15 protein-coding genes and 2 pseudogenes are annotated in these 14,862 nt (G+C 27.3%); 11 read left to right on the forward strand and 6 right to left on the reverse strand.

Translation table 11 applies throughout. The features are described from left to right. Positions 1-334: pseudogene (locus BM020_RS08905) on the forward strand (ISNCY-like element ISM1 family transposase); the annotation flags it as partial. A 180-nt stretch (positions 335-514) separates the two neighbouring features. On the opposite strand, the gene BM020_RS08915 reads toward BM020_RS08905, so the two are convergent. From BM020_RS08915 to BM020_RS09505, 3 genes are all read right to left on the reverse strand, one after another. Then, the gene (locus BM020_RS08915; protein WP_074798909.1) at positions 515-1,162 is read right to left on the reverse strand and encodes a DUF655 domain-containing protein; all 648 of its coding nucleotides are present in this window, start codon (positions 1,160-1,162) and stop codon (positions 515-517) included. Between the two features lie 16 nt (positions 1,163-1,178). Next, positions 1,179-2,423 carry a peptide chain release factor aRF-1 gene (prf1, locus tag BM020_RS08920; protein ID WP_074798910.1) on the reverse strand — a complete coding sequence of 415 codons (1,245 nt, stop codon included), beginning with the start codon at positions 2,421-2,423 and terminating at the stop codon, positions 1,179-1,181. A gap of 317 nt (positions 2,424-2,740) precedes the next feature. Beyond that, positions 2,741-2,968, reverse strand: a complete 228-nt coding sequence (locus BM020_RS09505; RefSeq protein ID WP_067145741.1) for a hypothetical protein — start codon at positions 2,966-2,968, stop codon at positions 2,741-2,743. Positions 2,969-3,017: 49 nt separating this feature from the next. On the opposite strand from BM020_RS09505, the gene BM020_RS08925 reads away from it, so the two are divergent. The 7 genes from BM020_RS08925 (at position 3,018) to BM020_RS08955 (ending at position 8,045) form a co-directional block, all read left to right on the forward strand. Continuing rightward, on the forward strand, positions 3,018-4,103 hold the full coding sequence (locus tag BM020_RS08925) for a diacylglycerol/polyprenol kinase family protein (RefSeq protein WP_074798911.1): 1,086 nt from the start codon (positions 3,018-3,020) through the stop codon (positions 4,101-4,103). A gap of 257 nt (positions 4,104-4,360) precedes the next feature. Next, the gene (gene pyrH, locus BM020_RS08930; RefSeq protein ID WP_067145738.1) at positions 4,361-5,038 is read left to right on the forward strand and encodes a UMP kinase; all 678 of its coding nucleotides are present in this window, start codon (positions 4,361-4,363) and stop codon (positions 5,036-5,038) included. A gap of 232 nt (positions 5,039-5,270) precedes the next feature. Beyond that, complete coding sequence (locus BM020_RS08935; protein WP_074798912.1) at positions 5,271-6,065, forward strand: TatD family hydrolase; 795 nt, start codon at positions 5,271-5,273, stop codon at positions 6,063-6,065. Positions 6,066-6,325: 260 nt separating this feature from the next. Further along, the gene (locus tag BM020_RS08940; RefSeq protein WP_067145734.1) at positions 6,326-6,514 is read left to right on the forward strand and encodes a DUF2116 family Zn-ribbon domain-containing protein; all 189 of its coding nucleotides are present in this window, start codon (positions 6,326-6,328) and stop codon (positions 6,512-6,514) included. Between the two features lie 46 nt (positions 6,515-6,560). Continuing rightward, positions 6,561-6,680 carry a pentapeptide repeat-containing protein gene (locus BM020_RS10000; RefSeq protein ID WP_074798918.1) on the forward strand — a complete coding sequence of 40 codons (120 nt, stop codon included), beginning with the start codon at positions 6,561-6,563 and terminating at the stop codon, positions 6,678-6,680. A gap of 30 nt (positions 6,681-6,710) precedes the next feature. After that, complete coding sequence (locus BM020_RS08950) at positions 6,711-7,034, forward strand: YbjQ family protein (RefSeq protein ID WP_067145733.1); 324 nt, start codon at positions 6,711-6,713, stop codon at positions 7,032-7,034. A 78-nt stretch (positions 7,035-7,112) separates the two neighbouring features. Continuing rightward, positions 7,113-8,045, forward strand: a complete 933-nt coding sequence (locus BM020_RS08955; protein WP_074798913.1) for an MFS transporter — start codon at positions 7,113-7,115, stop codon at positions 8,043-8,045. Here the strand turns inward: BM020_RS08955 and BM020_RS08960 are convergent. Further along, the gene (locus BM020_RS08960; RefSeq protein WP_234970546.1) at positions 8,031-8,861 is read right to left on the reverse strand and encodes a sulfite exporter TauE/SafE family protein; all 831 of its coding nucleotides are present in this window, start codon (positions 8,859-8,861) and stop codon (positions 8,031-8,033) included. The genes BM020_RS08955 and BM020_RS08960 overlap by 15 nt on opposite strands. A 286-nt stretch (positions 8,862-9,147) precedes the next feature. Here BM020_RS08960 and BM020_RS08965 point away from each other — a divergent pair, with 286 nt between their 5' ends. Both BM020_RS08965 and BM020_RS08970 read left to right on the forward strand, forming a co-directional pair. Further along, entirely contained in the window at positions 9,148-10,296 is a 1,149-nt protein-coding gene (locus tag BM020_RS08965; RefSeq protein WP_074798914.1) for a hypothetical protein, read from the forward strand. A 220-nt stretch (positions 10,297-10,516) separates the two neighbouring features. After that, positions 10,517-12,454: an MJ1255/VC2487 family glycosyltransferase gene (locus BM020_RS08970; protein ID WP_067145730.1), complete on the forward strand. Its 1,938-nt coding sequence runs from the start codon at positions 10,517-10,519 to the stop codon at positions 12,452-12,454. Between the two features lie 349 nt (positions 12,455-12,803). On the opposite strand, the gene BM020_RS08975 is transcribed toward BM020_RS08970, so the two are convergent. Both BM020_RS08975 and BM020_RS08980 read right to left on the reverse strand, forming a co-directional pair. Then, positions 12,804-13,808: a transcription initiation factor IIB gene (locus tag BM020_RS08975; protein WP_074798916.1), complete on the reverse strand. Its 1,005-nt coding sequence runs from the start codon at positions 13,806-13,808 to the stop codon at positions 12,804-12,806. Positions 13,809-13,870: 62 nt separating this feature from the next. After that, on the reverse strand, positions 13,871-14,230 hold the full coding sequence (locus BM020_RS08980) for a Gar1/Naf1 family protein (RefSeq protein WP_067145724.1): 360 nt from the start codon (positions 14,228-14,230) through the stop codon (positions 13,871-13,873). A gap of 490 nt (positions 14,231-14,720) precedes the next feature. Between BM020_RS08980 and BM020_RS10035 the strand changes: the two are divergent. Continuing rightward, a pseudogene (locus BM020_RS10035) lies at positions 14,721-14,862 on the forward strand (ISNCY-like element ISM1 family transposase); the annotation flags it as partial.

Raw genomic sequence — 14,862 nt, forward strand, 5'->3', positions numbered from 1 at the left:
TATACGAAAATGCAAAGGAATTAAAAAATTGTTTTAAACAAAATTCTTCAAAAAAAGCGATTGAAAAATTTAAAAATTATTATAGAAAATTAATGATTCGATTCCAGAAGTTTTAATGCAATTTGTAAACAAACATGTCTTAAATCACTTCAAAAGATACATAGAATACTTAGATGATGAAAATATTGAAAAAACATCAAATAAAGTAGAAAATTACTACAGACAAACAAATCCAGAAAAAATTAAGAAAACTTACAAAACTAAAAATGGAATTCTAACATTTTTAGACTACCAAATGAAAAACTGGACAAAAAATCACATAAAAATAAAATAAGCCTATAAAATTTTACAACCTCATAAAAATAAAAAAGATAAAAAAATAATAAGGTAATAAAATAATAAAAATAAAAAAATAATAAGATAATAAAATAATAAAAATAAAAAAAGATAAAAAAATAATAAGGCAATAAAATAATAAAATAAAAAAAATAATAAATGATAAATAATGAAAATCTTATCTAATGCGTTTTCCTTCTTTTTCTATTAATCCTTTCTCTTTAATCATTTCAATGAAACGGCTATCATCATCAATGAATTCATCGTAATCTAAGACCTCTTTTTTATTAGATCTTTTTACAATAGTAAATAGATAAGAAGGCCTGCCTTTTTTAACTTTAGGAAGTTCAATCAACTCATAAAGAACCCTTTTAACAATTAAATCCTTAGAACTTTTAATAAAGCTAATCCTTTTATCAATATCTTCAAAGCTTTCAAAATCGCCATTAAGTTCTTTTTCAGCTAAAACTCTAGAACCTTTTTTCAAGTTAATTCTATCTAAAAAATGCAATTTGCTTGCATCTTTACTTTGCTGGTTAAAGAATTTTACATATTTAGGTTCATTAGCAATGACAATACTTTGAATTGCTTTTTCAACTTCAAACTCTTCATTTTTATTTAAATCATCATAACTTAAATGAGCCCTTTCTTGCCTAATAAATTCACTATCCCTTCCAAGAGGGATTTTATCCTGAACTTTTACACTAACATCATCATTTAAGTCTAGATCTATCAATGTGAAGTAATTTGTTCCAATAATACGTGCAGTTTTTTTATCTTTGCTACTTTTAGCACTTAAAACTAAACCGAAATTTTCATTTTTCATAAAAAACACCACAGAATTATCTTACATTGTACCTTAAAATGGCACCGATTCCACCAAATGCCCTGTATAGTTGCATTCCTTCCTCAGTTTCAGTAGAAATAATCTCAACAGAAGAACCTAAATCCTCTGCAATATTTGCTAAATTTTCAACTAAATCCTCTTCATTAGTGATTTTCATTTTTTCATTACATTGAGGACAAGTTAAATCTTCTACCTTTTGACCTTCCTTTTGAGTAGCTTCAGCATGGAAACCACAAGCTTGGCAATCTAAAGTTAATCTTTTAGACTTTAAGTCTTCAGAAAGTAAAAGAATATCTACAGCACCTATCTGTAAATTATTCCTAACCTCCTTCTCACCATAGGAATATAAACCATAATCATCCCTTAATTCTGCAAGGAATTTTTGTACTAATTTTTTCTCTTGAATAACACCTAATTCATCTAATGCACTTGATGCCTTATCAATAGTTTCCCTAATTCCAAATTCACCAGTATAAGAAGTATCTACAGTTGTAATAACTTTATCTTTAAGCTCATAATGCATATAATCTCCATTATAGAAGTCTTCTTTAGTACCGCCAGGTCCGCCAAGAACAATTCCTTTTAATTCATCTTTAATTGGTAAAAATTCATCATCCATGTGAGAGCCAATTCTCTTTAAGAACTCATGAGCTAATTGATCGATAACCCTATCGAACCTTCTTTGTGATTGTCCCCCTGCCTTATGTTTACCTGGAACACCACTAGTTAGATTAGCAACAATATTAATTCTTTTGCCTTTTAAAGTAGCGATAGTTGCTTCATTTCTATCAATAACAGCAATCCCATAAACTTCTTTAGATGCAATCATATCCTCCAAAGGTTCAAGGAAGAAAGTGCTGTCACAAATATACCAATAAGTTTGAACTTCTTCAGGTGGTTCAATAACTACAGTTTCCATTTTTTCACTTCCAGGACCACCTTTTGGAACCATACCAACAAATAAAACAAAGCCATTTGGTAATTCTTTATTGTCGTTAGTAATCATACGGATTCTTTGCATAATTACTTCAATAGCTGATTGAACATTTTTACGGGTAGATTTACTTTTAATGTTAGCACTTTGTCCTAATTCATCCCTCATCTGTTTAATAATATCACTTAATTGCTTGTCTGGAGGAACATACATAGAGACTAATTCAGTCCCCTTACCCTTTTTTTCAGCTAATTCCTTTAAAGTCTTTTTAAATTCATATAACTCTTTTGATGAAACCTCACTCATCTATAACACCTAATAAATGGATAAATAAATTTTTTAATAATTAACTAGTATAAAAAATTAAAATAAAATAATTCCATTTAAGATTATTCTAAACTTTTAAAAATAAATTTATTTCAAACCATGCAAATAATCTTAAATTTATATAATGTATTATATATTGGTATAAGTTATTTATAAAATTAATGACAAAATTTTAAAAAAAATAGATAAAGAATACTTAAAAACAAATAGAAAACTAATAATACTAATAAAAAAGAAAATATTATTAAAAGGCAAATAACAGGCTATTTTAATTAAAATAAAATTAAGGGAGGAGATTATCTGATTAGCTTAAAGAATATTAATAGCGAAAATAGGTATGATGAAACTGATGAGAAGAAACTTAAAATAGCCAATATAATATCTATTTTTACAAATCCTCCAATAGTTACTATCCCATTATTTTTAATTATTTGTATCATTCTTGCAAGTAGTGGAACTCCTTTTACAAGTAGTTTCAGCTTTAATTGGAGGCAATTTATAATAACAGAATTAATTTCACTCATTTTTGCATCAATTCTCCCAATGGCGATTATACTACATTGGGCAAAGAAAATGAATACTGACAATGACATATCAAACAAAGAAGATCGTTTTATTCCACTTATTGTTGGAGTTCTCTCTTATTCTATTGGTTTTTTAATTTCCTTAATATTAGGGCTTTCTAATTTTTTAACTGCTTTAATCCTATGTTATACAGTAAATACATTTATCGTAATGCTTATTACAACAAGATGGAAGATTAGTATCCATACAACTGGACTAAGCGGACCAGTAGCAGCTTTAATCATGCTTCTTGGACAGGTTGGCGCTATATTTGGCCTACTATACCCAATCCTTATTTGGAGTAGAACCACACTTAAAAAACATACGATGGCTCAGGCTATCGCCGGAGGAGCATTTGGTTTTATAATGACCATTTTAGAGATGTATTTATACATGAATATCCTTAATTTAGCGATTTATAATTTAGTACCATTAAATGAATGCTTATGGATAATACTTGCACTTATTGGTACACCAATTGTTTTAGGAATAGTTGGAATTTTAAACGATTATGGACTTGCTGATGCCTATACAAGAAAAATATTCCATTTTCTAGGGTTTTCAGCATTCGGATTTTTCACACTCTTTGCTCCAAAGTCTGCATTAATAACTTTAATTCTTGCAGGGCCTCTAGCTATTTTAATTACTTGCTATGGAGGAAAGAACTACAGCTGGTTTAGAGGAATTAAAAGAAATTCAGACAGTCCAAATGAAAGATTATACATTATTTTACCTTTAATTAGTAGCGTTATATGGTTAATTTGCTCTTGGCCATTCTTTTCTAGAGAAATCATTCTAATATCCACTTTTGTTGTAGCATTAGCAGATGCAATAGCTGAACCAATAGGAGCTAAATTCGGCAATCACAAATATAAAATCAAATCACTAAAAGGAGATAAAACTTATAGATCCATTGAAGGTTCATCATCTGTTTTAATAGTAGCTACAATAATTTTATTTTTATTTACACATAACTTAATTATTAGTTTATTAATTGGAATTGTAGTAAGTATTGTAGAAGCAATTAGCCCAAGAGGAACTGATAATTTAACCATTCCAGTTATCTGTGCTATTTTACTTAGAATATTAATTTAACCATCAATCGTATTTCAAAGTCTTTTTTTAAAAAAAAAATAATGCTAAAATAAAAAAAAAACCTTATCTTAAAAAACTAATACTTAAAAATTTAAAAGCTAATACTTAAAAAATTAAAAGCTAATACTTAAAAAATTAATAGTAAATTTAAATATTATTAAAAAGATAAATATTATAGATTGAAATCTTAATTAATTAAATTAAAAAGATAAAATTAACAAATAAATATAAAAAAATATTTAATTAAAGGTGAATTTATGAGAATTGTAGCTGCTATTGGAGGATCAATATTATTACAAGATTATAATGCAGAAAGATTTAAAGAATATGCTGAAATCTTAAAAGAGCTAAGTGAAGAACATGAAATATTTGTTGTTGTAGGTGGAGGAAAGCCTGCAAGAGATTATATCACTGCTGTAAGAAATCTTGGTGCAGGAGAAGCAAAATGTGATGATATTGGAATAGAAGTTACAAGACTTAATGCAAAACTTTTACTACTTGCACTTGGAAACACTGCATATCAAAAGGTACCTCATAACTTTGGAGAAGCTTTAGAATACTCTGCAAGCGGAAAAATAATCGTTATGGGTGGAACTGAACCTGCACATAGTACTGATGCAGTATCTGCAATCTTAGCAGAATATGTTCAAGCAGACCTTTTAATTAATTTAACCTCAGTAGATGGAATGTATACTAAAGACCCTAGAAAATATGATGATGCAGAATTAATTGAAGAAATTACTGCTACAGATATGATAGAGTTCATTAAAGGAAATGATGTAAAAGCAGGAACCTATGAATTCTTTGACATGACTGCAATTCAAATGATTAAACGTTCTAATTTAGAAACTGTAATAGCTAATGGAAACAAGCCACAAAACCTTGTTAAAGCTATTAAAGGTGAAAAAATAGGAACTCGTGTTATCTCTGAATAAACAATACCTATTTTTAAAATAGAAATCCATTTATTTATGAATAAACAATACCTATTTTTAAAGTAGAAATCCATTTATTTATGAATAAACAATACCTATTTTTAAAGTAGAAATCCATTTATTTGTGAATAAATAAGATATCTTTTTTTATTTTAAATTTATTTTTTTATTAAATTCTTGATTTTTTAAATTATTTTACTTATTTTCAGATAAATACCCTAAAGTGATTATGATGACTGGATTAATTGATATTGGATTAAATTTAATGCATAAATCCTTTGATAAAAACAGAGAAGATATTATAAAAAATGCAAATGCAGTTGGAGTAAGTCAGTTTGTAATTACTGGAACCAATATTAAATCAAGTGAAACTGCATTAAATTATGCTAAACAAGACCAATTTAAAGGTATTTTATTCTCAACTGCAGGAGTTCATCCCCATGATGCTAAAACATGTGATGAAAATAGTATAAATACCCTTAGAGACTTTGCAAAAGAAGACTGTGTAGTAGCTATTGGCGAATGTGGACTAGACTATAACAGAAACTATTCCCCTCAAGATATTCAAAGAAAATGGTTTGAAGAGCAAGTAAAGCTATCAGATAAGTTAAATATGCCTTTATTCCTACATGAAAGAGAAGCACATGAAGATATGGTTAAAATATTATCAAAATATCCTAGTATGTGTGAGAAGGCTTGTATTCATTGTTTTACAGGAACTAAAGAGGAAGCAGAAAAATATCTTGAATTGGGCTGTTTTATTGGAGTAACTGGATGGATCTGTGATGAGAGAAGAGGGCAATCATTACAGGAAGCAGTGAAAGTAATCCCACCTGAAAAGATGATGATAGAAACTGATGCTCCTTTTTTAATTCCGAGAAACTTTGAAAAAAAACCTAAATCAAATAAAAACAAACCAGAATACTTGCCACATATCCTAAATACAATAGCAAAGTATAAAGAATGTGAAGCAATAGAACTAGGTGAAAAACTAAGCCAAACAACAAGAAAATTCTTCAATATATAAAATACAATGTATAAAATAAATTCTTAATTTAAAATTCATATTATTCAATTTAAAATCAATTCATAAAAAATTAAAAAAAATTGCTAATTAAAATCAATAAATAAAAAAAATAAAAAAAATTGCTAATAAAAATCAATTCATAAAAATAAATAGAATTTACTAATTAACGTCAATTTTTATATAAGATTAAGTAAATAAAATAAATTGTTAAGAAAATAAATATTTAAAACTTATTAATTATTAATAAAAAAGGTGAAAAAATGGTAGAACCCCACAAACATTGTCCAGTATGCGGTAATCCGATACCAATGAAAGAAAGAGTATGCTCCCCAGATTGTGAAAAAGTATTAGAACAAAAACAAAAAAACATTAGAAAAAGTAGAATAATGTTATTTGCAGTTATTGTTATTTTTATTCTCGTATGGGCATATTTCATGTTCTTTAAATAAATAATACCAATAAAGGAAATTAAAAAATAGCTATTAATTAATTTTAATAGCTAAAACTAATTTAACTAAAACTAATTTAGATAAAACTAATTTAAATAAAACCAATTTAGATAAAACCAATTTAGCTAAAGCCAATTTAGCTAAAACTAATTTTTATAAAAAATGAATTTAAATTAAACTATTTTTAAGTGATAAAATGTTATTGTCCTCAACAAGTACTTTAGAAAACAAAACCATAATAAAATATCATGGACTAGTTAATGGTGAATCATTAATTGGATCAAATATATATAAAGATTTATTCTCTGGAGTTAGAGATGTTGTGGAAGGAAGAACTACTGCTTATGCTAAAGAGCTTGAAAATGCAAGAAATGAAGCAATTAAAGCTATGGAAATCAAGGCAAAAGAATACGGTGCAAATGGAATCATAGGATTAAAAATATCCTATAATAACCTTGGCGGTACCATGGGAAATACTATTTTAGTAACTGTTTATGGAACTGCTATAAATTTCAAATAAATTTCCCTCTAAATCATCTATTGAATCAAATCATTAAATTAAAAGCTATTTTTAAAATAAATATTGATGAGTGAATAAATGCTAAAGCAAAGCAAAGATAGGTTAAATAGATCAAATATCTTAAATCACCTGAAAAATAAAGAAAAAAGAATAAAATTCCTAAAAGAGATAGGATGTATTGCTTTTGGAACAATAGTAGGCATAGTAACCTATGTTGTTTGTTTATACACTCATTTTGATATTTTTGGATGGAATTTTGGATTAGTTTTATCCCCCCTCTTTGCAGGATATGCTGAAAGTCAAATTGCAAGAGCATATCTTAAAGAAAGTACAGGTGCAGTTAGTGCATTTATTCTTTTTATAATTACAGTAATCTATGGTTTTATTATAGCTAATCCAACTTTAGGATTCAATGTCATTACAGCAGGAAGTATATTGATAATCATTCAAGCAGCAATTCCTACAGCAACAAATTATTTCTTAATCGCAATGATTTTAGGAATTATATCCCATATCTCTGGTGTTTTCAGAAAAATAACCTATTATTTCTATAATTCATACCTAAAACTTTTTAAAAAAGAAGAATTGAAAGGAATCTATAGTGAGAAACAGATCAATAATAGATACAACTTCTATGACAGAGAACTTGAGATGAATAAGTTAGGGGTTCTTTTATTAACTCTTGAATATCCCATAACCGGATTAAAAATAAAAGAGCAGAAAGGAATATATGAATCAAGGCATATATTCTATTCAAAACAAAGAGAAGAAATAAGATCAGGTCTTGAAAACTCTTTAGAAGAAGATTTGCTTATAGGCATAAAGCTTGCAAAAGATAAGGCATTATTAAAATTAATTAAACAATTAAGAGCAGATAACTGTAATGGCATACTGAATTTACATACTAATTTTGAAGCTTTAGGACAAAAACAAGGGGAAAATGTAGCACAAGTAGTTATAAGAGGAACTGGAGTTGTGCTTGAAGAAAATGATAAACTAAAATCCCAATAGAATGCTAATTGGATCAAATCCAATCATCTTTATTGCCATATAAATTAAAACTATGGCAAAAATTTGTTTTAATCTTTTTTCAGGCATTTTATATGCTAATTTAGCACCTACCATTGCCATAGGAACTGAAAACATTACAATAAGGACAAAGTTTATTAAACTAACATAACCTACTGAATAAGGGATTGGATTTACTCCTAAACCTGTATAAATATAAGAAATAAGTCCTCCGATTGCTGTAAATGCAATGAATACAGAAGATGTTCCAATAGCATCTATTAAGCTAAAGCCAAATAGTATACAAATTGTTGGAATCAAAAATATCCCTCCACCTACACCAAGTAAACCAGATATAATTCCTATTAAGAAACCTACAATAGCTACATTTAAAATATTAAAGTCAATTAAAGCTTTTTCTCCATCATTCCTATAGCCAAATAACATATCCAATGCTACAATAAATAGAAGACCTGCAAAGATAATTTGTAAAATTCCTGAAGGAGAGATATTTGCAATAATACCTCCACAAAAGCCTCCAAGAATTCCAAAAATAGCCAATCTAATTCCTGGTTTAACAATGGATTTGTTCTTTTTTTGATGCTGATAAGCTCCAGATGAAGCAGTTGGTATGATAATAGCTAAACTAGTCCCTAAAGACACCATCATAGCAAGTGAAGGGTCAACACCTACCGATGTAAATAAAAAGAATTGTAAGGGAACCATTAAGAAACCTCCACCTACTCCAAGTAAACCTGAAGCAAAACCAGCAAAGATTCCTATTAAAACCAATCCTATAAAAAAGCTAATTGAAAACATAATACTCCTCATTGAAAAAATTAAATTATAATTTAAAGTATTTGATAAAACTAAAATTATGTTATACTTTTAATTATTTAATTAAATTTAAAAATTAAATTATACTTTTAATTATTTGATAAATTTTAAATTTTTATTAAAATTTTATTTTTATAATAATACTTTCTAAAAACTTATATTTAAAATAAAACATAAATAATTATTCAACAATAAATAAAATATTAATAATGAATCCTAAATTATATCCTTATTAAAAGAAATTTTCATTAAAAAAGAGGAAAGTCTTATGAATTTTAAAATAAACAAATATATTCCTTTGGGAATAATGTTAATCATTTTAGGAAGCTCAATATACTTCTTAAATGGTATGGATCAATTTATAAGACCATTTACCCAACCGATTTTAATGGGATCATCAAAGGGAAAAGATATACTGTTTTTTGTGCTCTTTGGAATAACAATCATCCTATCAACACTTGGAGATAATGAAGGGATATATGCTTATTTTAAAAAATTACCTATTCCAAAAATACTAAAAAATAAGGACTTTTATTTAAAATTATCTTTATTTTTATTTTTATTTGCTGCCATATCAGCTTTAGTTGTAGAACTGTATTTAAGAAGCACGCTTAAGGTAAGTTGGAATACAATACTTGTAATATTAAATCCAAGCTTAACAAGCACTAGTTTCCTCCATTCCCACTTATATAAAGGAATATTTGGAATGATTCTTAAGACAGTTTTAACAAATATTCCATCAGGAATACATACTGGAAGTTCTTTAAGTGCATATACCCCAAATATAATAAGCCTACTCTTTATATTAATCCCTATAACTTACATTTCTATGATTCTTTCCCTGCAAAGACGTAAAGTACTTTCAAGATTGTTTCTATCTTTTACCAGCACCATCGGAATAATTGGATTAATAGATGGGGGTTTGTTTGGAACTCCAGCTATTGGAGGAATCTATGGAATGCTTATATTAATCTACAACAATAAGATAGTTGATGGCATTTCAGATTATATGGTAAAAAAAGAAAATAAAAACAGCCTAATGAACATATTAAAAGAAGAATGGAAGCTTATTAAATCGATATTATCCGGTAAAATAAAAGAAAACAAAAAAGATTTAGATAAATACCTAAAGATTGCTTTACCCCATATTGCATTAATAATTATAATTGTTTTAAGATTCTCAATTGCATTTTATGGTGCAAGCCCTGACTTTTATGAGTTAACTGTATACAACGGACATGACCTTGATGGATTAAATCAATACAATACATTAAATGTCACAGATGATGGAAATAAAACAATAGTTTATATTTCAAATGAATATAATGAAATGGAACTATTAAATAATTTAGCCATCACATTAGATGGGAAATGTGATTGGTACTCTCTTAGCTGGAATGTCTATTCATATTTATAAAAACTAAATCTATTCATATTTATAAAAACTAAATCTATTCATATTTATAAAAACTAAATCTATTCATATTTATAAAAACTAAAAAAATCATATTAAATAAAGAATAATGTAAATAGAATAAATAAACAAAACATAAAAACAATAAAGCACAATATAATTAACTAATATAAGTTTTAAAAAATTATAATTTATTAAAATATACAATTAACGAGATGATAAAATGAAACTTAGTATTATCATACCTACATTTAACGAAGAAGAATACCTTCCTAAATTATTAGAAAGTATTAAATCTCAAGATTTCACCGATTATGAAATTATTGTTGCAGATGCACAGTCCAATGATAATACTAGAGAAATAGCTAAAGAACATGGTTGTATTGTTGTAGAGGGAGGCCTTCCAGGACTTGGAAGAAACAGAGGGGCTAAAATAGCTCAAGGGGAAATATTAGTATTTTTAGACTCTGATTTAGAATTAACAGAAAATTATCTAAATGATGTGATTAAAGAATTCGAATCAGAAGATTTAGGAATAGCCATTACTCAAATGACTCCTTTATCTGAAAGTAAAAGGGACATATACATTCATGATTTAGCTAACTGGTTTATGATAGCTGTTGAGAATATTAAACCTCATGGCGCAGGTTGTTATGGAATCATCACAAAAAAAGAACTGCATGATGAAGTTCAGGGATTTGACGAGAATTTGAGTTTTGGTGAAGATACCGATTATATTGAAAGAGTAGCTGAAATAAGCCAATTTAAAGTATTGAGAAATGCTAAAATAGGAGTTTCTACAAGAAGGCTTGAAGAGGAAGGTTTATACACCTTACTTAAACAATATGGAAAAAGTACAGTAAATGATTTTAGAGGAAAAAGAACTTCAGCAGAGGATTTAGGCTATGAATTTGGCCATGACCCTATAGAGGCACTTGATAGTGTGGAAATGGAAAAAATAGCTGAAAAATCTGGAAATATAAATTTAAAAGATAAAATAAATAAGTTTAAAGATAAAAATCATAAAGCTAATGAATTAATAGAATACACCGAAGAAAACACCGGCATTATTAAAAAGGAAGCACTGGGTTTTGAAGGTGAAAGGAAAAAAATATTCTATTCAGTTTGTGGAGAAGGAATGGGACATGCAATTAGAAGTAGTGTTATTTTAGAACATTTAACTAAAAAGTATGATGTTTACATCTTCTCAAGCGATAGATCTTATAAATTTTTATCCAGAAAATTTGATAATGTTTTTGAGATTGGGGGATTCAATACTGTTTATGAAAACAATGTTGTTAGAACTAAGAAAACATTCTTTAAAGCATTAAAAGCAAACCCCACTAACTTGAAAGAAGGGTACACTGTATTATATAAAGAATGCAGAAAAATAAAGCCAAATATAATTATTTCCGACTTTGAAAACTATGCAGGAATATTAAGTAAACTTATGAACATTCCTTTAATTAGTTTAGATAATATCCATATGATTACTCAATGCGAATATGATTACCCTCCCAACCATAGGACAGATATGCTAACTGCAAAGGCAGTAACCAAGTCTTATATTTTAAGACCTAAAAGGCATATAATAACAACTTTCTTTTACCCTCCACTTAAGCATCCGAAAATGACTGCTCTTTACCCTCCGGTTCTTCGTGAAGAAATAATGAAATTAGAGCCTGGCGAAGGAAATCATGTTTTAGTTTACCAAACTGCCGAGTCAAGCATAAACCTTATGGAAGAACTTAAAAAGTTAGATTATAAATTTATTGTTTATGGTTTTAATAAAGATGAACTTGATGAAAACTTAACTTATAGAGCATTTAATGAAGATCAAATTTATGAAGATATGAGAACTGCTAAAGCTATTATAGTAAATGGGGGTTTTACCATGATTTCAGAGGCAATTTATCTTAAAAAGCCTATTTATAGTACTCCTGCTCATAAAAACTTTGAACAGATTTTAAATGGATTTTACGTTGAAAAATTAGGCTTTGGAGAATACCATGATAATTTAGATGTTAAAAAGATTGAAAAGTTCTTAAATAACCTTGAAACATACCAAGAAAACTTAAATAAAGTTAAAGCATGGGACAATACTGAAATCTTAAAAGATTTAGATTTAAGTATTGAAAAGTATTCAAGACTTGATTATTAGTTTTTAAGTTAGTTTTTTAATTTAAAAATAATTATTTTTACTATTTTAAGTATTTTAGATAGTTTTAACTATTTATGATTATTTTCACTATTTTAGATATTCTAGATAGTTTTAACTATTTATGATTAGTTTTTATATTTTAAAAGTAGAAAAGTTTAAAAACCATAATAGTTTTTATATAAACGAACTAAACATGAAAATCTAAAACAAACAATTAAGTGATAGGTAATAAAAATAATTAAAAAAAGTAAAAAAGCAAAAAGAGAAAAATAATTAAGAGTGATTGCTCCTAACTATTTGAGAAAAATTCGATTAATCTCTTTTTAAAGTTTATAAAAAATAGGTGATTTTAAAGAGTTACACCCATTTCTAATTGTTCAGTAAGTTCTTTATATCTGTTACGGATAGTTACTTCAGTTACACCTGCAACATCTGCAACGTCTCTTTGAGTTTTTCTCTCACCTAATAAAACAGATGCAATGTATAATGCAGCAGCAGCTACACCAGTTGGACCTCTGCCAGAAGTTAAACCTTTTTCCATTGCTTTTTCAATGATTTCAATAGATCTAGATTGTACTTCACCAGATAAACCAAGTTCAGTTGCAAACCTTGGAACATAGTCTACTGGAGATGTAGGAGGTAATTTAATATTTAATTCTCTTGTTAAAAATCTGTAAGTTCTTCCAACTTCCTTTTTACTTACTCTTGAAACTTCTGCAATCTCATCTAAAGTACGAGGCACTTTACATCTTCTACAAGCTGCATATAAAGAAGCAGCTACCACACCTTCAATACTTCTTCCACGAATAAGCTTATTTTCTACAGCGCTTCTATAAACAACAGACGCCGCTTCCCTTACACTTCTTGGAAGGCCTAATCTTGAAGAGTCTCTGTCTAACTCACTTAATGCAAAAGCCAAGTTACGTTCAGTAGCACCAGAGATTCTGATCTTTCTTTGCCATTTTCTTAAACGATACCATTGAGCTCTGTTTCTTGCAGGAATATCTCTACCATAAATATCTTTATTCCTCCAGTCAATCATAGTACTTAAACCTTTATCGTGAATAGTGTAAGTGATAGGAGCACCTACTCTTGTACGTTTGTCTCTTTGCTCATGATCAAATGCTCTCCATTCCGGACCCATATCTACAAGGTTTTCATCAATAACTAAGCCGCAGTTAGCACAAACTACTTCTGCCCTTTCATAGTCACCAATTAAATCTGTTGATCCGCATTGAGGACATACTGTTTGTTTTTCACCATCAGAGCCCTCTTTTTTTCTTCTTCTAGAAGTTCTTTGAGAATTTACAAGAACCTCATCAGATAATCCTTCTTTCGTGTTCTCCTCTCCTATTAAAATTAATTTGATAGTTTTCTCTAAAAATCAATAGAGAATAAAGTTTTTTTTAAATTGAACTATTTATTTCTTCTTTTCTTAAAAGTGGATTTTCTACTTTTAAATTTTCTAGAGTTAGATTTTGAATTTTTTCTAGAATTCCTCTTGTTTTTATCTCTCTTATTGATTTTATCCATTTCATTTTTAGTAGAAACAAATAGTTTTTCACCATGTCTACTTTCAAGATCCCTTCTATTTACTGACCTAAAAATATTAACAGAAACATATGGTTTTTTAACAGGGCCAAAAATAGAATAAACCTTACCTATTTTTTCTTTATCATTAGTAAAAACAAAAGCTCCTGCTGGAGGAGTCTTGGTGGTTTTAACAATAAGCTTTCCAGAATTAGCAAGGTGTGAAATATTTCCTAAAAATTTCATAAAAAATCACTTAAAAATAAACTTAGTACAAGATAATATAAAGGCCCTATAATATATAAATGTTTCGATGCCTTTATATATAAAAAAAATTCTTATTAAAAAGTATTTCTAAAAAATCTTAATAATAAGTTTTTAATACTTTAATTTTTATTCTTTAATCTAATAAACAATTGATTAAAAATAATTAAAAAATTAACTAAGTGTTTAATGCCAAAATTTCTTCATTTAAATTAATGACATTCATTACTATTTGAAATAAACAAAGAACTATTAAGTTAAGAATTTATTAAAAATATTTATAAAATATTAAAAATATTTATAAAATATTAAAAATATTTATAAAATATGAGACTGTAAAATTTTATAGGCTTTTTTTATTTTTTTATTTTTTTCTTCGTTAAATAAAAATAGGTTATTTTTTTCTTTAATTTTGAAATAAAGGATTTAAAAATAGTAAATTACTTAAATAAGTGAGGACAAATAATATTTTATGACTAAACAAAACAAATTTGTCCTCAATACTAATATAAACTTCATACAACTTAAACTTTTTGATTTTAAAAATGAAAAAATAAATCCCAATGAAATTATTGAGAAAAGGCTCAATAAAAGACCAAAAATTAAAAATAATA

This window comes from Methanobrevibacter olleyae (assembly GCF_900114585.1).
In the GTDB taxonomy this organism is placed as follows: Archaea; Methanobacteriota; Methanobacteria; order Methanobacteriales; family Methanobacteriaceae; genus Methanobrevibacter; species Methanobrevibacter olleyae.